This is a genomic window from Pseudomonas extremaustralis (assembly GCF_900102035.1).
Classification (GTDB): Bacteria; Pseudomonadota; Gammaproteobacteria; order Pseudomonadales; family Pseudomonadaceae; genus Aquipseudomonas; species Aquipseudomonas extremaustralis.
This window is the reverse complement of sequence record NZ_LT629689.1, coordinates 1751494-1771790: the sequence shown is the minus strand read 5'-3', so window position 1 is coordinate 1771790 and position 20297 is coordinate 1751494. Positions and strand designations below refer to the sequence as shown.

At 61.3% G+C, this 20297-nt stretch carries 22 protein-coding genes and 1 tRNA gene; 13 read left to right on the top strand and 10 right to left on the bottom strand.

The features are described from left to right. Nucleotides 1-37: 37 nt before the first annotated feature. Genes pstB through BLR63_RS08400 form a run of 3 tightly spaced genes read left to right on the top strand, consistent with a single transcriptional unit; the run spans nt 38 to nt 2173 of the window. Nucleotides 38-799, top strand: coding sequence for a phosphate ABC transporter ATP-binding protein PstB (pstB, locus tag BLR63_RS08410; RefSeq protein ID WP_010562760.1), 762 nt, complete (start codon nt 38-40; stop codon nt 797-799). A gap of 52 nt (nt 800-851) precedes the next feature. After that, the gene (locus BLR63_RS08405) at nt 852-1550 is read left to right on the top strand and encodes a hypothetical protein (RefSeq protein ID WP_042946387.1); all 699 of its coding nucleotides are present in this window, start codon (nt 852-854) and stop codon (nt 1548-1550) included. A 32-nt stretch (nt 1551-1582) separates the two neighbouring features. Continuing rightward, entirely contained in the window at nt 1583-2173 is a 591-nt protein-coding gene (locus tag BLR63_RS08400; RefSeq protein WP_078833859.1) for a trehalose-phosphatase, read from the top strand. A gap of 46 nt (nt 2174-2219) precedes the next feature. Here BLR63_RS08400 and BLR63_RS08395 read toward each other — a convergent pair whose 3' ends face one another. From BLR63_RS08395 to deoC, 5 genes are all read right to left on the bottom strand, one after another. Beyond that, nucleotides 2220-2825 (bottom strand): cysteine hydrolase family protein, encoded by a 606-nt coding sequence (locus BLR63_RS08395; protein ID WP_010562763.1) that lies wholly within the window; start codon nt 2823-2825, stop codon nt 2220-2222. A 93-nt stretch (nt 2826-2918) separates the two neighbouring features. After that, nucleotides 2919-3368, bottom strand: a complete 450-nt coding sequence (locus BLR63_RS08390) for a thiol-disulfide oxidoreductase DCC family protein (protein WP_042946390.1) — start codon at nt 3366-3368, stop codon at nt 2919-2921. 1401 nt (nt 3369-4769) lie between these two features. Continuing rightward, nucleotides 4770-5105 (bottom strand): hypothetical protein, encoded by a 336-nt coding sequence (locus tag BLR63_RS08385; RefSeq protein WP_010562765.1) that lies wholly within the window; start codon nt 5103-5105, stop codon nt 4770-4772. A gap of 275 nt (nt 5106-5380) precedes the next feature. After that, nucleotides 5381-5467: transfer RNA gene (locus tag BLR63_RS08380), tRNA-Leu, on the bottom strand. 210 nt (nt 5468-5677) lie between these two features. Beyond that, nucleotides 5678-6358 (bottom strand): deoxyribose-phosphate aldolase, encoded by a 681-nt coding sequence (deoC, locus tag BLR63_RS08375; protein WP_010562766.1) that lies wholly within the window; start codon nt 6356-6358, stop codon nt 5678-5680. A 177-nt stretch (nt 6359-6535) separates the two neighbouring features. Here deoC and deoR point away from each other — a divergent pair, with 177 nt between their 5' ends. From deoR to BLR63_RS08330, 9 genes are all read left to right on the top strand, one after another. After that, the gene (deoR, locus tag BLR63_RS08370; protein WP_010562767.1) at nt 6536-7261 is read left to right on the top strand and encodes a DNA-binding transcriptional repressor DeoR; all 726 of its coding nucleotides are present in this window, start codon (nt 6536-6538) and stop codon (nt 7259-7261) included. Nucleotides 7262-7414: 153 nt separating this feature from the next. Then, complete coding sequence (locus BLR63_RS08365; protein ID WP_042946393.1) at nt 7415-8389, top strand: substrate-binding domain-containing protein; 975 nt, start codon at nt 7415-7417, stop codon at nt 8387-8389. A gap of 42 nt (nt 8390-8431) precedes the next feature. Further along, nucleotides 8432-9448: a galactitol-1-phosphate 5-dehydrogenase gene (locus tag BLR63_RS08360; RefSeq protein WP_042946394.1), complete on the top strand. Its 1017-nt coding sequence runs from the start codon at nt 8432-8434 to the stop codon at nt 9446-9448. 99 nt (nt 9449-9547) lie between these two features. Then, nucleotides 9548-11068, top strand: a complete 1521-nt coding sequence (locus BLR63_RS08355; RefSeq protein ID WP_010562770.1) for an FGGY-family carbohydrate kinase — start codon at nt 9548-9550, stop codon at nt 11066-11068. Then, entirely contained in the window at nt 11065-12039 is a 975-nt protein-coding gene (locus BLR63_RS08350) for a sugar-binding transcriptional regulator (protein ID WP_010562771.1), read from the top strand. Before BLR63_RS08355 ends, BLR63_RS08350 begins: the two co-directional genes overlap by 4 nt. Continuing rightward, nucleotides 12032-13519, top strand: coding sequence for a sugar ABC transporter ATP-binding protein (locus tag BLR63_RS08345; protein ID WP_010562772.1), 1488 nt, complete (start codon nt 12032-12034; stop codon nt 13517-13519). Before BLR63_RS08350 ends, BLR63_RS08345 begins: the two co-directional genes overlap by 8 nt. Nucleotides 13520-13523: 4 nt before the next feature. Then, on the top strand, nt 13524-14552 hold the full coding sequence (locus tag BLR63_RS08340) for an ABC transporter permease (RefSeq protein ID WP_010562773.1): 1029 nt from the start codon (nt 13524-13526) through the stop codon (nt 14550-14552). Nucleotides 14553-14564: 12 nt separating this feature from the next. Beyond that, entirely contained in the window at nt 14565-15269 is a 705-nt protein-coding gene (locus BLR63_RS08335; protein ID WP_010562774.1) for an HAD-IA family hydrolase, read from the top strand. Nucleotides 15270-15332: 63 nt separating this feature from the next. Beyond that, nucleotides 15333-15524 (top strand): hypothetical protein, encoded by a 192-nt coding sequence (locus tag BLR63_RS08330; protein ID WP_042946397.1) that lies wholly within the window; start codon nt 15333-15335, stop codon nt 15522-15524. 68 nt (nt 15525-15592) lie between these two features. Here BLR63_RS08330 and BLR63_RS08325 read toward each other — a convergent pair whose 3' ends face one another. Next, the gene (locus BLR63_RS08325; RefSeq protein WP_010562776.1) at nt 15593-16120 is read right to left on the bottom strand and encodes a DinB family protein; all 528 of its coding nucleotides are present in this window, start codon (nt 16118-16120) and stop codon (nt 15593-15595) included. A 127-nt stretch (nt 16121-16247) separates the two neighbouring features. Here BLR63_RS08325 and BLR63_RS08320 point away from each other — a divergent pair, with 127 nt between their 5' ends. Continuing rightward, nucleotides 16248-16934 (top strand): tellurite resistance TerB family protein, encoded by a 687-nt coding sequence (locus tag BLR63_RS08320; RefSeq protein ID WP_010562777.1) that lies wholly within the window; start codon nt 16248-16250, stop codon nt 16932-16934. Nucleotides 16935-16974: 40 nt separating this feature from the next. Here the strand turns inward: BLR63_RS08320 and BLR63_RS08315 are convergent, their stop codons facing one another. The 4 genes from BLR63_RS08315 to BLR63_RS08300 form a co-directional block, all read right to left on the bottom strand. Beyond that, nucleotides 16975-17586: a LysE family transporter gene (locus tag BLR63_RS08315; protein ID WP_010562778.1), complete on the bottom strand. Its 612-nt coding sequence runs from the start codon at nt 17584-17586 to the stop codon at nt 16975-16977. 73 nt (nt 17587-17659) lie between these two features. Then, on the bottom strand, nt 17660-18451 hold the full coding sequence (locus tag BLR63_RS08310; protein ID WP_010562779.1) for an AraC family transcriptional regulator: 792 nt from the start codon (nt 18449-18451) through the stop codon (nt 17660-17662). 41 nt (nt 18452-18492) lie between these two features. Beyond that, nucleotides 18493-18984 carry an arsenate reductase ArsC gene (locus BLR63_RS08305; protein WP_010562780.1) on the bottom strand — a complete coding sequence of 164 codons (492 nt, stop codon included), beginning with the start codon at nt 18982-18984 and terminating at the stop codon, nt 18493-18495. 12 nt (nt 18985-18996) lie between these two features. Continuing rightward, the gene (locus BLR63_RS08300; protein WP_010562781.1) at nt 18997-20280 is read right to left on the bottom strand and encodes an arsenic transporter; all 1284 of its coding nucleotides are present in this window, start codon (nt 20278-20280) and stop codon (nt 18997-18999) included. Between the last annotated feature and the right edge of the window lie 17 nt (nt 20281-20297).

Genomic DNA, 20297 nt, shown 5'->3' with positions numbered 1-20297 from the left:
AATCGCCGCTCCGTTTGTCACCCAGGCGCCTGTGGTCATGGACTGCAAACTGGACAAGATTTTCTACGGCAACTTCATGGCCGTGCGTGACAGCCATGTGCCGATCGAAAAAAACAAGATCACGGGTTTTATCGGCCCCTCCGGCTGCGGCAAAAGTACGGTGCTGCGCAGCCTCAACCGTATGAACGACCTGGTCAAAGGTTTCCGCTTCGAGGGCCACGTGCATTTTCTCGGGCAGGACGTGTATGGCAAGGGCGTAGACCCGGTTGTGGTGCGTCGCTATATCGGCATGGTGTTTCAACAGCCCAACCCATTCTCGATGAGCATCTTCGACAATGTCGCCTTTGGCCTGCGGCTCAACCGCTACAAGGGCGACCTGGGCGACCGCGTCAAGCACGCCCTGCAAGGCGCGGCGCTGTGGGATGAGGTCAAGGACAAACTCAAGGTCAGTGGCCTGTCCCTGTCCGGTGGCCAGCAGCAACGTCTGTGTATCGCCCGCGCCATTGCCACTGAGCCGGAGGTGCTGTTGCTGGATGAGCCTTGTTCGGCGCTCGACCCGATCGCTACTCGCCGAGTCGAGGAGTTGATGGTCGAGCTGAAGAAGGACTACACCATCGCGCTGGTGACCCACAACATGCAGCAGGCCATCCGTGTGGCGGATACCACCGCGTTTTTCTCGGTGGATATTTCCCAGGGTACGCGCACTGGGTATCTGGTCGAGATGGGCCCTACCACGCAGATCTTCGATAACCCACGCGAACAAATGACAGGGGATTACATCAGCGGCAAGTTCAGCTGACCGAGCGCCGCAAGTGGTTTCATCTTCTCTTTTAATGTTTTCGGGAATGCCAATGTCTGCAACGCGTCGTCTTGATTTGCCCGCGATTGAACGCGCACTGCGCAAGGTGCAGGTCCGCTTTGGCGAACTCAGCCAGCACTTCACCGAGCCGCGCGATCCGCTGACCGACGAAGTGTTGCAGAACGTGGTCGAAGGCTACGCGTTGATCGACGACTACGTTGCGCGTGGCGTCGACCTGTTCGACCTTCAACAACTGAACCTGATGCTCGAGATTAATGCCACCGTACTGTGTGGCCGCGACCCGGCCCGTCGGCAAGAGTTCGCGCAGCACCTTGCCGCCACCGAGGAGCACTTCTTCAACAATGTGGAAGGCGGCATCAAGGATTTGTACAACTGGTACTGCGCGTATCGCAGTGAGTCGATCTGGAAGCGTGCGGCTGGCGTCTATGTGCGTATCCTCAGCAAGCCGCAATTGTTCATCGAAGGCAATAACCGCAGCGGATCGTTAATCGTCAGCTATTTGCTGATGCGCGCAGGGCTGCCGCCGTTCGTGCTGACGCTGGACAACGCCGAAGGCTATTTCAACCCATCCTCGGTTATCCGCAATTCCGCCAAACATGGCGTCAAGGCACTCTACGAATTGCCCAAGATCAAGAAAAAATATGCGGCTTTCCTGGAAGATAAGGCTCCAGACCCCATGGAATTTTTCCTGAGCGACACGCCGTTGCCCGTCTTTCAGGGGGGCCACTGATGGGAAGGTACTCCATGCTCGACAAATGCCGGATGTCCAGCGCTCGCGCCTGGCGATCCATCAGGTCCGTGATGAGGCCTCAGCGTATCCGCATCTCGTTCGATATCGACGACACCCTGGCGTGCCAACTGCACCATTGCGCCACCGAGCACAGCAGGTTGCCCGCGTTCGTTCATCGCTGGCTGGGCGAGCCGCTGCGCAGCGGCACCCGGTCCCTGGCCCGCGAGCTGCGCCGCCAGGGATGCAGCGTGTGGGTCTACACCTCGTCTGGCCGCACGCCGTCCTACATCCGGCGTTGGCTGATGCTGTATGGCATTCGCGTCGACGGCGTGGTCAACAGCGTTCGCCACAACCATGCCCTCGCGGCGCGCGGGTTGACCAACACACCCTCGAAATTCCCACCGGCGTTCGATATCGACTTGCATGTCGACGACTCCGAGGGCGTGCAGATCGAAGGCCACCATCACGGTTTTCGTGTGGTGGTGGTGCGTCCGGATGACGAGCAGTGGGCGCAGCGTGTCTTGGATGCCGTCGCGCATGTCCAGGCTCAGTTGGCTCGGCAGCAACCCCAACGACACAAGATGCCGGTGCCGAGCTATCGGGGCATCACGCTCAATGGATAAAACCCAGGGGGCGGCTGATGGCTCGGTCGCACCCTGGGGGCTTATGTCACTGGGCGTCTAACCCGCGCAGAAATTCGCTGTGCTGCAGCGTTGTCGAGAACATCGGCAGCGTGAAGTTTTCGGCGGCATGTTGTTGTTCATCAGTGAAGGTTGCCGTGCAATCGGTCAAGGTCACCACGTTATAACCCTTCTCATAACCCGATCGAACCGTGCCTTCGACACAGCAGTTGGTGAGAAACCCCGTCACCACCAGGTTCTGGATGCCGTTATTGCGCAGCACAAGGTCCAGGCCCGTAGTGGCGAAGCCATCCAGCCCGCGCTTGCCCTCAACGAGAATATCGCCGGCCTCCTGGGTGATTGCATCGCTGATCTGGGCCCCCCAACTGCCTGCACGGAAGGCGCTGCCATCCGACACGCCTTTGAGAATCCCGTAGTCGCGTGTCGTCAGCTCCGGGTAACCCTCGGCGAACTGGATGGGTAGATGAATGATCTTTACGCCGAGTCGGCGTGCCTGCTGCACGGTGGTCGCGGTGTTGGCCAGCATATCGGACGCGTGCATGACGTCTTTGACGGCGTCGTGGAACACGCCGCCGGGGGTGGTGAAATCGTTCTGGTACTCGATCAGGACAAGGGCGGTAGTGTGGGGGTTCATGCTGCATCTCCGGTCGGTGGGGTGATCACGATTGCATCGTCCCAGCATAACCCTCATCACCGCCATAGGGGCACTGAGCCCGCCCTAAAAATATCAGCGCCTGGCAATCGGCGGCTTGGTTTTCGCGGTGTCCGGTAGCGCACAGCGCTCGTTGCGACAACGACGGCTGCCATCCGGGTGAGGCAACCAACCCAGATGGGGGCGCAGGCGGCAGAACAAGCGATAACCCAAGGTGAACAACGGCCTGATCGGTCGCCAGGCCAATGGCGCGGCCCACTTGCCCAGCCCGGCTGCGCGCCAGCTCCACAGCGTGGCGTCCAGGCCTGTCACCCAACGGCCGTCGTCGAAGCGGGCATGCAATGAATCTTGCATTTGCTCGAGACTGAAACCCAGGGCACGTGCATCGAATTCAGCGCGGCTGATGTCAACCAACACCAGGCGGGCGGGTGGGGCATGCCGGCTCAGCATGTGGATTTCGCGCGCACAGAGAGGACAGTCACCGTCGAAGTACAGCGTGAGTGGCCAGTGTGTTTTCTTGTGCATTCGTGTGCCGTTTGTATAGGGTGTGCCACACGATAGGCTGAAAAAAACCGGCTGACAATGGGGGAGGGTTTTGCGTTTTCGTGCGCCAGGAAGGCTACATTTCAGACGAGCAGCAGGGATTGTTCTACATTTCGTCTATGGTTTGCGTGATAGTGGCGGGATTCAAAAAAGGATTTTGAACATGGGACTGAGATGGACCGCGGTGACAGTACTGTTGATTGTTTGCTGGGTGTTGTTTGTGGGGCTTCTAATAGTCCGGCCCCTCAGGCAGCCGTTTTGGTAGCAGCGCCGTGCGCCCGAGACTTGTTTTGCAGGCGTGACCCGGTAAGGGCTTCCCAAGCCAATTCAAGCAGAACTCATCCACTTCCACCCATGAGTTGCCAGGCGATTGCTTGCATCGGAGGTATTCTACGCAGACGCCGTTTTGATCAACTCTGATGAAGTTGCGGAATTTAGCGGGAGTGCAGAAAATCAACTTAAGCCATAACATGATGGTCACCTGGTCGATAGCTCTTTGAGTATGGCTTGATTTCAGGCTGAGGCCAGTGAATTCAGTTTCTTTTTACGGGCACTACGTTTAGAGATTCTTACCGGCTCGGTTCGGTATCCGTGCGGGCAGCGTCATTGGCAGTCCGCTTGTCCGACCGCCTCCATTTGAAGGTGTGGAGCGCGTAATAGAGGTCAAAAAATGGCCCGCGTACGGGCCTAAATGGAAATCTACAGCGGCGCGGAGAAAACCTGGTCCGCGCCTTTGGCCTAATGATCGTTAAGCCGTTGTGTTGATTCGCGTCCCTACCGAACCCGAAGTCGCTTTCGGCTGTTCGACTTCGCCCGGAGTGCTGCCGTCATGATCGCCGTCGCTGTCGGCTTGCACGGTTGGACGGACCTGAGGCCTGATCGTTGTAGGTTGAGGTTGTGTGATGTGTGTAGAGCCAGAGATTGCAGATGTCATGTTTATCCCCTTAAGAAACGATAGGTTGAGTTAATACTATCGGCATGCCTTTTCAATGTTTAGGACTTTTAGTTAAAAGTCGCGCTAATAAAAATAATTGAGAGGGCTTCGCAGTCTTAAGTTTGGCTTGGCACTTTAGCGCTAATGAAAGATGTGAAAAAGTTGTGATGGTTTTGTGAGAATTTACGAATTGGGTTTATGCATTTTATCGGCGGGATGGTTTCTATGCCCGGCGTATCAGCAGAACAGTCGATCAGGATGTGCAGGTATATGTATATAGCTATTGTCGGCAGCACTCTGGCGCAGAAACAATAACGGCTTGTATCGGGTTTCCCCGGCAAACCGTTGATCTCCTAAGTGCCCGATCCCGGAATCGACTATTGGCGACGTTCACTACAAACATCGCGGGCACCCCTTTCTGACTCGTCGTCCTGTTCAATGGGCTTCACTTACATCGTTTTGACCGATACCACTTCCACAAACCTGAATTTCTTTCTGGCTGCCTTGGTGGCTTCCTGCTCCGCAACCAGGGAACTCAGGGTGTCGGCCTCATGCACGATCTCGTGCATCGTGCCTTCAAATTCATTGCCGACCCGTAGCGTGACTCTCAGCCTGGGTGTGAAGCCTTTCGAGACTTTTTCTTTTTTCGCTGCTTTTACCGGCTGCGTTACCTCCACAACCTCTGGAACGCTGTCGTGCACGGGGGCGGCAACGGTTGGCGCGGCAAGCTCAGGTTCGCCAAACAACGCGCGGCGCATTTCTTCTTCTGTCAATTTCGAATTCATATCATTTCTCAGAAACGCGTAATTAATAATCCCGCGGAGTTTACCAGCATGACGAGCGGCTGTTGGGGGCGGCAAAGCGTATTCGTCCCATGATGGCCGGGAGCAAATCTCGATCATCGTCGCCAGGCTGTGGTCCGCCAAGGAGCTGATTTGAGACGACGAGCTGTCGCGGATTTTGGTTTGGTTCGTGGTCGGCAGAACGCCGGGGAGGGTAATTGCGCAGCGCAAACATTAAGGGCCTGCACGAAGTTCATCATGCAAGCCCTTTATATCTATGGTGCCCGAACCCGGAATCGAACCGGGACGCCCTTACAGGCGGGGGATTTTAAGTCCCATGCGTCTACCAGTTTCGCCATTCGGGCGGTAGCGCGGTGTAACAGGGTTGGGAATATATAGACCCGAGCGCTTCGACGCAAGGTCGGAGGGCAGCTTTCTTGCGCCTGTTACCGAACGAAAAAGCTCGGTAGATCAGTGATCTACACAGAGTTTTAGAGGCGGCTCGGAGGATGCCGGCAGCACGTTGTCAGGATTCACAAAAGACAACCCTGGCGCGACACCGGCACAAGCCCGGCCTAGTAAGCACCTTCGACCGCGCTGGCCCCGCTGACAATCGCAATGCCTGAGCTGCTGCCCAAACGTGTCGCCCCCGCCTCGATCATCGCCCGGGCGGTCGCCACGTCCCTCACGCCGCCCGAGGCTTTCACGCCGATGACTGGCCCGACCACTTCGCGCATCAGCCGCACATCGGCCAGCGTGGCGCCGCCATGGCCGAAGCCGGTGGAGGTCTTGACGAACGCGACGTTCAATTCCCGGCAGATCACGCAGGCCTGGGTCTTCTGTTCGTCATCAAGCAAACCGGTTTCCAGAATGACCTTCAAGGGCACATCGCCACAGGCTTTGAGGACTTGGGCGATATCGTCGCGCACCGGGTCGAGCAGGCCATCCTTCAGCCAGCCGATATTCAGCACCATGTCGATTTCCCGCGCGCCAGCCTGGATGGCGAGTTGCGCCTCACACGCTTTGGCTTGGCTGAGGCCGGCGCCCAAGGGAAAGCCGACCACCGCGCATACCAGGGATGCTGCGCCACTCAAGCATTCAACCGCCAGCGGCACGTTGGCGCTATTGACGCATACCGACTTGAATCCATATGTCCGGGCTTCTTCGCACAATTGGCGAATGCTTGCCTGGGAGGCGTCGGCGGCCAACAGTGTGTGGTCGATATAGGCGGCGAGGGGCGAAATAACTGATGGCATGGCGGGCGTCCTGGGGGGAAGAGGGTGCTGAGAAAAGCCTGTTTGTGATAAGTTGGAGGCATTAAATGTTAAATAAATAACATTGTAAATGGGTTTTGTGAGCCTCGTTATCATTCGGCCACATCAATCAGGGGTGAATACGCGGTGGATTCAAAGAAAAGCGCACGATTCAAAGCCATGCACAAAGCGTTGCAGGGGGAGGCGGCGGTGCACCTGCGGGACATGGCGGCGCTGCTGGGCGTATCGGAAATGACCGTGCGCCGTGACCTGGTGGACAACGCCCAGGGCCTGCGCCTGTTGGGCGGGCATGTGACGCGCAGCGGTGCCCCGGAGCCGGATTACCAAGTGGCCGAAGAGGACCAGCGCAACATCGCCGAGAAGCGCCAGATCGGCGTTTTGGCCGCCAGCCTGGTGCGTCCGGGCGACACGATCTTCATCGATTGCGGCACCACCACTCCCTTTATCATCGACGCCTTGCCCGATGATCTGGAGTTCACCGCGCTGTGCAACTCCCTCAATGTGCTGCTCAAACTCCAGCAAAAGCCCCGCTGCACGGTGATCTTGTGTGGCGGCATGCTGGACCGCCGCAACCTGGTGTTCGAGAGCCGCGCCGAAGCCGGGATCATCGACGGTATCCGCGTGGCCTGGGCCTTTATCTCGGCGGCCGGGGTCAGCGCGACCCATGGCGTGACCTGTTACAACCTCAACGAAGTCGACGTGAAGCGCCGGGTCATGGCGCGGGCGCAGACCTGCGTGCTGGTGGCCGACCACACCAAATTCGAGCAGGTGCGTGCCGCGCATTTCGCCGAGTTGACGGACTTCCAGCGGGTGATCAGCGATGGTGGTCTGCCGCTGACGCAGCAGCAGGTCATCAAGAAGGGCGGCGCGGTGCTGGTGATGTAACTTTTTTATCGAATGTTTGGATTCTAACAAAATCGCCTTGACACCCTCCCGCGCAAGGCATAGTTTTTCAAATGTGATTGCGATTCACATTTGTGAGCACGGCTTCCCAGAAGGCCGCGCCCAATCCAGACAACAATAAAAATAGGAATCACCATGCTACACATAGCCCGTAAACCTGTTCATGTGCTGTCCCTCGCACTGGCTGTCGCGGCCTCGGTACTGGCGCTGAATGCCCAGGCCAAGGATCTGAAGATCGGTTTCAGCCAGGTCACCCTCCAATCGCCGTTCTATGTGCAGTTGCGCGATGGCGCCAAGGCCGCCGCCGCCCGAGACGGCGACGAGCTGATCTTCCTCGATGCCAACGGCGACATCAGCAAACAGAACAACGATATCCAGGACCTGCTAACCCGCAAGGTCGACATCCTCATCATCAACGCCGTCAACCCCGACGCCGTGGGCGCCTCCCTCGATGCGGCAAAGCGCGCCAAAGTGCCGGTGATTGCCGTCGACCGCGCCATCAACGCCCCCGTCGCGGCCACCATTGGCCGCAACAACGCCAAGATGGGCGAACTGTCCGGCAAGGCGCTGGTGGCGGCGCTGAAGCACAAGGGCGTGGTCAACGGCAAGATCATCGAAATCCAGGGCGACGCCGGCGGTACCGTGATGCAGGAGCGGCGCAAAGGCTTTCACACCGCGCTGGCCGGTACCGACTTCAAGATCATCGAAGGCCCCTATAGCGAGTACATGCGTGCCAATGCGGTCACGGCGATGCAGGACTTGCTGCAGGCGCACCCCGACCTCAAGGCAGTGATCGCCCATAACGACGACATGGCCATGGGCGCGCTGCAAGTGCTCAACGAAAGTGGCAAGAAAAACGTGCTGGTGGCCGGTGTCGATGGCCTGTCCGAAGCGATCAACGCCATCCAGAACGGTGACCAGTACGTGGCCACCGCCCTCAACGACCCGCGCTACCTGGGCGAAGTCGCGATTGAAGCTGCGCGCGGCCTGGCGACCGGCAAGACCATCCCGGCCTTTGTCGATGCCGGCACTCAAGTCGTCACCCAGGCCAATGCGGCCGAGGTCAAGCACGACGCCACCTTCGGCGAATACCGTCCCGGCGCACTCTGAAACGCTGCCCGCTCAATTGCCTACTCAACAGGGGAATCCACTGTGAAAGCTGCCGTCATGTACAAACCGGGTGATATCCGGGTCGAAGACGTTCCAAAACCTGAAGTCAAAGCCGGCCACGCGCTGGTGCGTGTCGCTGCCTGCGGCGTGTGCGGCTCGGATATCCCGCGCATGCTGAGCAAGGGCGCCCATGTCATGCCGCTGATCTGCGGGCATGAATTCGCCGGATTTATCGAAGCGATCGGCAGTGGCGTCGAGGGCTACGCTATCGGCGAGCTGGTGACCGTGCCGCCGATGATCCCGGACGTGACCAGCGACCAATACACCCGGGGCTTTCCTTCGCGCTCCGAGCAGTACGACTACTTCGGCAGCCGCCGCGACGGGGCGTATGCCGAGTTCGTCAACGTGCCCCTGAGCAACTTGATCAAAGTCCCGGCGGATATGGACCCGGTCGCGGCGTCCCTGGTGGACCCGGCGGCGATCGCCCTGCACGCGATCTGGAAGGCCGACTTCAAGGCCGGGCAGAGCGGGGCGGTGGTGGGCTGCGGGCCAATCGGGCTGTTTGTGATCCAGTGGCTGCGCATCATGGGCGCCAAGGACATCGTCGCTATCGATATCGCCGAAGAAAAACTCGCCATGGCCCGCCAGGCCGGCGCCACCCATACCTTGCTCAGCGGCGCGTCGGACACCGAGTTGCCGCGCTGCCAACTGGTGATCGAAGCCGCCGGCCATCCCGCTTCCATCAACCAGGCCGTGCAGTTGACCAAGGCCGGTGGGCATGTGGTGTTTATCGGTATTCCCACCGGCGAAGTGCCGATCAGCACCGCGACGTTCTCGCACTTTCTGCGCCAGGAAATCTCCCTGCATGGCGCCTGGAACTCATTCTCCGCGCCGTTCCCCGGTGATGAATGGACCGCCTCCATCGACAAGTTGGCCTCGGGCGAGTTGCAGTGGCAGTTCATGATCACCCATGACCTGCCGCTCGATGAGCTGCCTTCGATGTTCAAGCGATACGCGGACCGCAGTGAAGTGGCCGCCAAGGTCATTTTCCGCCCCTGAGCGCCAGCCTAGGTTGTGATTCGCCCAGCCCTGCAACGTGAACCGTTGCAGGGCCAAAAACAAAAAGCGTCGGCGGCATAAGACGCAGGAGGACTACCGATGACCTTGTTGTTGGGACTGGATTTCGGAACAGGTGGCGTGCGCGCCGGTTTGTATGACCTGCACAGTCACAAACTGGTGCAGGTGGCCGAGGCGCCCTACGCCACGCAATACCCGCAATTGGGCTGGGCCGAACAGGCGCCCGCCGACTGGTGGATGGCGCTGGGCAAGGCCTGCCGGCAATTGATGGCCCAGGCCGGGCACCCGCATGTGGCAGCGGTGTGCGTCGCGACCACCGCGTCCACCGTGGTTGCTGCACAGGTCGACGGCCAACCCCTGGCCCCGGCCTTGTTATGGATGGACTGCCGCGCCGCCGTGGAGTCGGCGCGCACCGCACTGGTCAGCCATCCGATGATGAATCAGGGCGGCGATGCGGTGGAGTGGCTGGTGCCTAAGGCCATGTGGCTGGCCGAACACGAGCCCGAGGTGTATCGGCGCGCCACGCGTATCTGCGAAGCGGTGGATTGGATCAACTTTCAACTGACCGGACGCTGGGTTGCCTCCCAGCTCAACGCCAGTTGCAAGTGGAACTACGACACCTTGCAGCAGCGTTTCCCCGTGGAGCTGTATGCAGAACTGGGTATCCCGGAACTGGCGGAAAAACTGCCGCCGCAAGTGATCAAAGTCGGCGGGCGTATCGGTCCATTGACCGCTGACGCCGCCAGTCAACTGGGCTTGAGCCGCGACACACTGGTCGCCCAAGGCGGCATCGACGCCCATATGGCCATGCTCAGCGCGGGCACCACGGGCGCCGGTGAATTGTTGTTCATTGGCGGCACCTCGGTGGTGCAACTGATGCACACCCCCAAGCGCATCGACGTGCCCGGCATCTGGGGGCCTTACCCCGGTGCCTTGCTCGACGGCCAATGGCTGATGGAAGGCGGGCAAGTGTCGGCCGGCTCGATCCTCAACTGGCTGGCGCAAAAGATGTTCGGCCTGGACGATGCCGGCCACCAACAGCTGATTCGCCAGGCCGCCGCGCTGCAACCGGGTTCTACCGGTTTGCTGGTGCTCGACTACTGGATGGGCAATCGCACCCCGTATCGTTCGCCGGACATGCGCGGAGCGATCATGGGCCTGTCGCTCAATCACGATCGCCACGATCTGTACCGCGCCTCGGTAGAGGCCATTGCCCTGGGCTCGGCGAATATCTTCCACACCTGGCGCTCCGAAGGCATCGAGATCACCCGCGTGGTCGCCGCCGGCGGTTTCCAGAAGAACCCACTGTGGTTGCAGGCCACGGTCGACGCCACTGGCGTGCCGTTTGAAATGGTGCCCCACGACAACCTCACCCTGATCGGTACCGCCGCCGCAGCCGCCTGCGCCTTGGGTGAGTTCAGCGATTTGCAGCAGGCCGCTACGGCGTTCACCACCGTTGGCCGTCTGATCGAGCCTGACCCCTATGCCCATGGGCAATACATTGAATTGCTCGGGCGTTACCGCGCCGCCACCGACAGCGTCGCCCCCATCATTTGTAAACCGCCGGCGAACCGTGTGCTCGGCGTAAGGCCGGCAGCATGAGCGCCGAATCGCTGTCGCCGAGGTTGGTGGGAGATTCCCAGCGTGATGACTTGATGGTGCAGGTGGCCAAGCTGTACTACGAGCTGGAAAAGACCCAGAGCGACATCTCCAAGGAGACCGGCCTGACCCGCTGGCAAGTCAGCCGTCTATTGCGCGAAGCCCGTGACTGCGGGGTGGTGCGCATCGATATCGTCGCCCATTCGGCCCGCGTACCGGCGCTGGAAGTGGCGTTGCAAAAACGCTTCGGCCTGCGTGAGGCCCTGGTGCTGGAGGTCGAGGACGATGACGCCTTGAACGTCGTCACCCAGGCGGCCGCGCATTACTTGTGCAACTTGCAACCGATGCCCGCGCTGATCGGCGTGTCGTGGGGGCGCACTCTGACCAAGATGGCCCAGTGGCTGGTGCCGCGCTGGAACGAAGGGGTCAATGTGGTGCTGCTCAACGGGGCGATCAACACCCGTTCGGTGGGGGAGCCCAGTCATAACGTCGCCGAACGTTTCGCCCAGGCGGCGCGCGGCCAGGCCACGTTGCTGCCGGTGCCGGCGATCCTCGGCCACGCCCATACCCGCGAGGCGCTGGAGCAGGACCCCGTCATCGCCCAGGTGATGCGTCTGGGCGAGCAGGCGCCGGTCGCCTGTTTCAGCTTGGGGGAACTGTCCGACCATTCGGTGCTGATGGAGTCCGGCTATATCGACCGTCCGTTGCTACAGGAACTGGAACGACTCGGCGCGGTGGGCGACATCATGGGCCGCTTTATCGGCATGGACGGCGAACCGGTGTTGCCTGAACTGGATGCGCGCACCCTGGGCCTGCGTTTGTCGGCCCTGCGCGACAAAGCCTGGTCGATCGCGGTGTGCGTCGGTGCCCACAAGCACCGTATCGTGCATGCCAGCGTCAAGGCCGGTTACGTCAATGTGCTGGCGACCGATGCCGGCACCGCCCGTTATTTGCTGGAGCAGGATCATGAATGAATGGGCGCTGGAGATTCAGCATGTCAGCAAGCGGTTTCCGCCGAATGTGATCGCCCTCACCGACGCTTCCCTCGAGGTGCGTCCCGGTGAAGTGCATTGCCTGCTCGGCGCCAATGGCGCAGGCAAGAGCACCCTGTTGAAAATCGTCGCCGGCGCCCACCGCCCGGATGGCGGCGCGATGTTCATCGGCGGCGAACAGGTCGAGTTGAAAAACCCGCAACAGGCGCGCCAGGCCGGGATCGCGATGATCTATCAGGAACTGGACCTGATCCCGCAGATGACCGTCGAAGAAAACCTGATGCTCGGTTACGCGCCACGCCGCTTCGGCATGATCGACCGCCGTAAGCGCAGTGCCTTGGCCAAGGCCGCGTTGTTACGGGTGGGGGCGGGTTTTGCCAGTACCGACCGCGTGGGCAGCCTGTCGATTGCCAACCAGCAACTGGCGGCGATCGCCCGGGCGCTCACCTGTGAGGCCAAGGTGGTGGTGATGGACGAACCCTCCGCCGCGCTGAATGAGACCGAACTCAAGCAGGTGTTCCAAGTGATTCGCGAGATCACTGCCGCCGGTGTCGCCGTGCTGTACGTGAGCCATCGGTTGAACGAGATCCGCGAGATCGGTGACCGGGTCACGGTGCTGCGTGCCGGGCGCACCTTACAAACCCATGAGCTGGCGCAGATCGACGACCAGGCGCTGATCGCGGCGGTGGTCGGCGAGCATCGCGATTTGCTCCAACGTAGCCCGCGCCAGGCGCCACGTGAGGCGTTGGCCCTGAACATACGCCGCCTACAGGGCGCCCAAGGCCTGGATGTGCGCGAGTTGCAGGTGCGCCAGGGGGAAATCGTCGGCCTGGCGGGGCTCAACGGCGCCGGGCGCAGCACCTTGCTCAAGGCCTTGTTCGGTGTGGGCCGCAACGACAGCGATGTCGAACTGTTCGGCGAACCTTACCGCCCACTGACGTCACGCCAGGCGATTCGCCAGGGCGTCGGCCTGGTCCCGGAAAACCGCAAGACCGAAGGCCTGTTGCTGGATGCACCGATCTACCGCAACGCTTGCCTGGTGCATGCGCGGCACCTGCGCTGGTTTTCCCATGGCCAGGCCAAGGACCGCGCGGGGCCGGTGCTGCAACGCCTGCAAACCAAGCTCGATAATCTCGAGCAACCGGTGCGCCAGCTCTCCGGCGGCAATCAGCAAAAGGTGGTCATGGCCAAGTGGGTGATCGATGGCGCACGTCTGTTGCTGCTCGATGAGCCAAGCCGTGGCCTGGACGTGGGCGCCAAGGCCGACCTCTACGCCCTGGCCCGCAGTCTGGCGCAGGAAGGTGCGGCCGTGCTGGTGGCCAGCAGTGAGCTGGATGAGTTGTACGTCAATTGTGACCGCATCTGGGTCATGCATGAGGGGCGCAACGCGGTGTGTTTCGACCCATTGAGTGCCAGTCGCGACCAGATCGACCAGGCCATCCTTATTGGTAGAAGAGTGTAGAACCATGACTATTGCCAGCAATCCGACTCCCATGTTCGACAAACCCGTGGCCCTTGCGCCCAGCCGCCACCGCGCTGCGCTGGAATGGGTGATGCGCTACAACTTCGTGTTTATCTTTCTGTTCGCCGTGGTCGTGGCGACATTCCTGTCCGATGACTTCCTGACGTTCGGCAATATCGCCAACCTGTTCCAGCAAGGGGCAATCGTCGGGATCGTGGCCATCGGCATGACCTTCGTGATCCTGACGGCGAATATCGATTTGTCCGTTGGCAGCTTGTGCGCCTTCGGCGGCATCTTGGTGGCGGTGCTGTTGCAGCAGCAGGTCAGCGGTTGGCTGGCGGTGCCGGCGACGTTGCTGGTGGGCGTGGCGATCGGCACCTTGATGGGCAGCCTGACGGTGTTCGGCAAGGTGCCGAGTTTCATCATCACCCTGGCCGGCCTGGTGTCGTTGCGCGGCGCGACCTTTCTGGCCTCTGACGGCGCGCCGATCGGTGGGTTGCCGGCGAGCTTTACCGGCTTTGGCTCGTCGATGATCGATATCCTGCCGAGCGCCGGCATTGCATTCCCGGTGCTGGGCCTGATCTTTATCCTGATCACTGTCATTGCCTGGCTGGTGCTGCGCTACACGGTATTTGGCGAGTACGTGGTCGCCACCGGCGGCAACCTGGAAGCCGCGCGCTTGTCCGGTGTGCCGGTGCGCGCGGTGACCATCGCGGTGTTCGCCATTTGCGGTGGGCTGGCGGCATTTGCCGGTCTGCTGATGACCTCGCGCCTGCATGTCGGCCAGCCCACCGCCGCCCAGGGCCTGGAACTGGACGCCATTGCTGCGGTGGTACTGGGCGGCACCAGCCTGTTCGGCGGGCGGGGCAGCGTGGTGGGTACGGCGGTGGCGGTGATGCTTCTGCAGGTGCTGCGCAATATCTTCAATTTGCTTGGCTTGGGCTCGTTCTATCAGATGGCGATCACGGGCGTGATCATCGTGCTGGCGATCCTGCTCAACCGCCTGATCGATCATTACGCTGGCCGTACTTGAGGATTTCGACCCATGAGCGCACCCCGCATCAAAGCCGTGATTTTCGATATGGATGGCCTGTTGCTCGACACGGAGGGCATCTACACCCAGGTCACCCAGCTGATTTCCGACCGCTACGGTGGCCGCGCGTTTGACTGGCACTTCAAGCAGAACACCATTGGCCTGGGGGCATATGACCTGGCGAGTTACATCGTGCGTGCGCTGGAGTTGCCGATCAGCCCCGAGGCGTTCCTGGAACTGCGCACGCCGCTGATGAACGAGCGGTTCCCCTTTGCGGCCGCGATGGCGGGGGCCGAGGCGCTGGTGCGGCATTTGTCCGCCCAGGGCATTCCGATTGCCGTGGGCACCAGTTCGTCGCGGCATTATTTCGAGCTGAAAATCAGCCAGCACCGGGAATGGTTTGCGCTGTTCGACACGGTGGTCACTGCCGATGACCCGCAGGTGGGTGCGGCCAAGCCGGCACCGGATATCTTTCTGGTAGCCGCCCGGCGCCTGGGGGTGAACCCCGCTGAATGCCTGGTGTTCGAGGACTCGCCGTTTGGTATCAGTGCGGCGAAAGCGGCGGGCATGTATGCGGTGGCGATCCCTGATCCGGCGATGAGCGAGGATAAATTCCGCCATGCCGACCATCGCTTGCTCAGCCTGGAGGCGTTTGACCTGAAGGCCTGGGGGTTGCCCGACTACCCCCGGGACGCTGCGACACACGGTCGGCCATAGTCTCGGATGGGGGTGTAAGGTAAGGCGCGTAACGCTGGGAAATCTCAGGAAAGCGAGGTGACTATGAGCGCTCCAATGCTGAACAAGCTGCATCTGAACGGCTACCACATCGTGCAGGTCAACTACGGGCCATGGCGGGTGTGTACGCCCCAGGACCGGCTGGCGTCGTTCAATTCCCGCGAACAGGCGCTGGCCTACGCTGCCACGTTGCCGGGTTATCGGGCACGCAACAGGCCGGTCTCCAATGATGATTGACTGAACACCCGCCAGCCCCGGTTTTGCCGCACTGTTGCTCAGTGGCTTACACGAAAGGCTGACCACTGCTAGTCGATCAGCGCCAGCAAATCGGTCATCCCCACATCCACGCCCGCCTGGGTCAACAACGTGGTGACTTGGCCGCGGTGGTGGGTCTGGTGATTGAAAAAGTGCACGAGCAAGCTGAAAAACGGCTTGTTCGCCGCGACGCCGCGCATGTTGTGGTAGTGCAGGCGGTGGTCGAGGTCGCTGTCGCTCAGGCTGTGGGCCCAGGCGAGGATCATTTCGTCCAGCCAGGCGCGTCGGGCTTGCAGGGCGTCCAGCTCAGCGAAGGCCAGTTGATTGAGGTCGCGCGGCGTGTCGATGGCGTTCAGCGGCGCCAGCACGGAATCGGCGGCGGGATGCTGGGCAAAGCGCTTGAGCCAGACCGTATCGCCCAGGACCAGGTGATTCAGCGTGCCGAGGATAGAGCCGAAAAATGCCTGCCGGTCCTGCACCAGCGCTGCAGGGCTCAGCTTGCCGGCCGCGTCATAGACCTTGCGGTTCATCCACTGATTGTAGTTCGCCATCAGTGCGATCTGTTCGATACGGTTCACGTGTGTGGTCTCTTGTTGGCGTAATGGCATCATTCTAAGGCTGTGCCCGCCCGGCGGTCATGGTGTTCCAGCGGCGGCGGGCTATGTTTGTTGAACGTGACCATTGCGCCCCAGGGAGGGTGACCCCATGAACACCAGTGATCTACTCGAACAACTTTTGCGCAGCGCCGGTCAGTCCGGCAGTGCCACCTCCGGCGGCGGCCTCGGCGGTCTGCTTGGCGGCTTGTTGAACGGCACCAGCACCGGCAATGCCTCGAGCGGCGGCGGTTTGGGCGGGTTATTGGGGGGCCTGCTCGGCGGTGCGGCGGCGACACGCTCTGTGCCGGGGCGCTCGGGTGGAATGAACTATGCGGCGCTGGCGTCTCTGGGAATGATGGCCTTCCAGGCGTATCAGGCCTGGCAAAGTCAGCAGGCGACCAAGCCGCAGCAAGCGTTTCAGACCGTCGATCAGCTCGCTGGCGCCGACGCCGAAACCCACAGCCATGCGGTATTACGTGCGCTGATCGCCGCGGCCAAGGCCGATGGCCGCATCGATGAAAAAGAACAGCAGATGATCTCCACCGAACTGGGCCGGCATACCGACGACCCGCAGTTGCAACAGTGGTTGGATGCTGAAGTCGCCAAGCCCCTGGATGCGGCGGATTTCGCCGAGTTTGCCGGGGATCCGGCGGTTGCTGCCGAGGTTTACCTGGCCAGTGTGATGCTGGTGGACGATCAGCAGGACGCTGAGCGCAATTATCTGGACGACCTGGCGGGGCAACTGCACATTGACCCGCAGTTGCAACTGCAACTGGAGCAACAGGCCAAGGCTTAGCGCCTCGGCATCGCTCGTTCAGGAAACGGCTTGCGTCCGTTCAGATCCCTTGCGCGGCAAGCACCGCCAGATAGATCAATACCGCACCGCACGCGCCATAACTGATGCGCTGCCACAGCGGCGAGGCGTTCTGGCGCAGCAGGTTGACCAGCGCCGCTGTCAGAAAGCACGACAGCACCGAAGCCAGCATGAAACCGGCAAAAAACATCAGCGTCTGCCCGTGGCTGGGCGTGGCGCCGACGATGCCGGATAGTGCACTGCCCAGCGCGCCCCAGTAGACGATGTTCTTCGGGTTGGCCAACGAAATCGCGGCGCCCACCGCCAGTGCGTTCTGCTGGGAGCTGGCCGGTGCGCTTTCCGATTCGGGCAGGTGCCAGGCGTCGATCAGGCTGCGCAGGCCCAGCCAGGCCAGGTACAGCGCACAGACCACGGTCAGCGGTATGCGCACTGCATCGTGCTGGATCAACAGCGCGAGGCCGGTCAGACCGATCACGGCCCACACCGCGTCGCCCACCAGCGAGCCGACCTGCACCAGCAAGGCCGGCCTGAACCCGTGCTGCAAACCACGGCGCAGGGTTTCTGCCAGCACCGCGCCGGGCGACAGGCAAAACACAAAACCGAATACCAGTGCATAAAAGAAGATCGTCAACATGCCCGCGTTCCTTCAAAAGAGGGCGGCAGTGTGCGGGCGTGCAGGTGGGTTGTCTTGAACCAGATTGCGCTGTTCAGGGTTTCAACACGCTTTGGTAGTGCCCCGGTGTCATGCCGTAGGCCGCGCGAAAATGTCGGTTGAGGTGGCTCTGATCGGCAAACCCCAGGTCATGGGCTACCTCGCTGGCGGCCACGCCCTTGCGCAACAAGCCCTTGGCACGCCGGGTACGCAATTGCATGGCCCATTGCCGAGGACTGAGCCCGGTTTCTTTCTGGAAGGTGCGCAGCAGATGAAACTTGGACAACCCCAGCTCATCACCCAGCCGGTCCAGCGGCAGGGCTTGATGCAGGTGTTCGGCGAGCAACTCCTGGGCGCGGCCGATCAGGCCTTTGCCGCTGGCCACAGTGCCGGGCAGGCGCACGCCGCTGAGGTTGACCACTTCTGCGAGTAACAGGACCAGCGCGTCTTCGTTCAAGTCGCGCACCAGGCCATCGCCGCTGAGTGCGCCCTTCACCGCAGTCGCCAGGCGTCGGGCGAGGTCCGGTTGAAAACACAGCGCGCGATCGAACTCCATCTGCGCCAGTCCCAGGTCGGCGGCCAATTGCTCGGCGGTCACGTACAGGCTCACGAACTGCCACGGCGCGCCATCCGCGGCACCACCGCCTTGAATCTGCCCAGGGTTGTACAGGGTGATGGAGCCCGGCCCGGCTGCGAACTCGCTGCGGTCCAGCCAGACCTTTTCTTCGCCCACCAGGTTCACGCCGATCACGCATTCGTCATGGCTGTGGCGGGCAAACGTCAGGCCGGTGCAGGTGGTGCTGCTGATTTCGTAATGGCCCAGCCAGGCGTGTTGCACAGCGCTCATCGAATTGGCTCATCGATTGGAAGGGCGCCCAGCATACGTGGCTAGCCCGTGTGTCGAACAGCCTGCAGCCCAGCGATACGCTCCAGTTCAGCCTTGAGCTGCACTGGAGTGAGCTGGGAAAAAGGCAGTGCGAAGAAGGCGCGGCAACGGGTGGCGATGGTCTCCAGCGTGGCATCGAAGGCGGCCTGGACACTGGCTTCGTCGCCATTGACATCCGAAGGGTCCTCCAATCCCCAGTGCGCCTTCACCGCCGGCCCGAAATACACCGGGCAGGCTTCGCCGGCGGCCTTGTCGCACACGGTGATGACCAGATCCGGCGGGCTGCCTTCAAAGGCGTCGTTGCCCTTGCTGTAAAGCCCCTCGGTGCTGATTCCCGCCGCCTGCAACGTGCTCAGGCTGCGGGGCAGGACCTGGCCCTTGGGGAAACTGCCGGAACTGACCGCCTGGAACCCCTGCGGTGCCAGGTGGTTGAACATCGCTTCGGACAAAATGCTGCGGCAACTGTTGGCGGTACACATGAACAAGACTTTCATTGCAGGTTTCCTTCAGAGACTCAGACGCAACGCGAGGGCGGCGAGGGTGATCAACAGCACCGGCAAGGTCAGCACAATCCCGACCTTGAAGTAGTAGCCCCAGGTGATGGTGATGCCTTTGCGCGCCAGGATATGCAGCCACAGCAAGGTCGCCAGGCTGCCTATCGGGGTGATTTTCGGGCCCAGGTCACTGCCGATCACGTTGGCGTAGATCATTGCGTCCTTGACCACGCCCACGGCATGGCTGGATTCGATGGACAGCGCGCCGATCAGCACGGTCGGCAGGTTGTTCATCGCCGACGACAGCAGTGCCGTCAGCACCCCGGTGCCCATGGCCGCGCCCCACACGCCATAGGTGGCGAAGGTGTCGAGCCAGGTGGCCAGGTAGTCGGTCAGGCCGGCGTTACGCAAGCCGTAGACCACCAGGTACATACCCAGGGAAAAGATCACGATTTGCCACGGCGCGTCTTTCAGCACTTTGCGTGTGGAAATCTTGTGGCCCTTGGCGGCGATCACCAGCAACAGTAAGGCGCACGCCGCTGAAATGGCGCTGATGGGAATACCCAGCGGTTCCAGGGCAAAGCAGCCGACCAACAGGATGCCCAGCACCCACCAGCCGGCGCGGAAGGTGGCGCGGTCGTGAATCGCACTGGCGGGGTCTGCCAGGTCGGCGGGGTCGTAGCTCTTGGGAATATCGCGGCGGAAAAACCACAGCAGCACCGCCAAGGTGGCTGCGACGCTGACAAAATTCACCGGCACCATCACGGCCGCATACTCGTTGAAGCCGATCTTGAAGTAATCCGCCGAGACGATATTCACCAGGTTCGACACCACCAGCGGCAGGCTCGCCGTGTCGGCGATGAACCCCGCGCCCATGACGAAGGCCAGGGTTGCCGTCGGGGAAAAGCGTAAGGCCAACAGCATCGACATCACGATGGGCGTGAGGATCAACGCCGCGCCGTCATTGGCAAACAGCGCCGAGACCAACGCACCGAGCAGCACCATGTAGGCAAACAACCGCCGACCGCGTCCGCGTCCCCAGCGCGCCACATGCAGCGCGGCCCAGGCAAAGAACCCGGCCTCGTCGAGCAACAGGCTGATGATGATCAGCGCGACAAAGGTGCCGGTGGCGTTCCAGATGATGTGCCACACCACGGGGATATCGGTGAGGCTGATCACGCCAAAGGCCAGGGCGAGGATCGCGCCCATCGTGGCACTCCAACCGACCCCGAGGCCCTTGGGCTGCCAGATGACCAGGACGATGGTGAAGATAAAAATGGCAATTGCGACAAGCATGAATAAACGCTCCGATG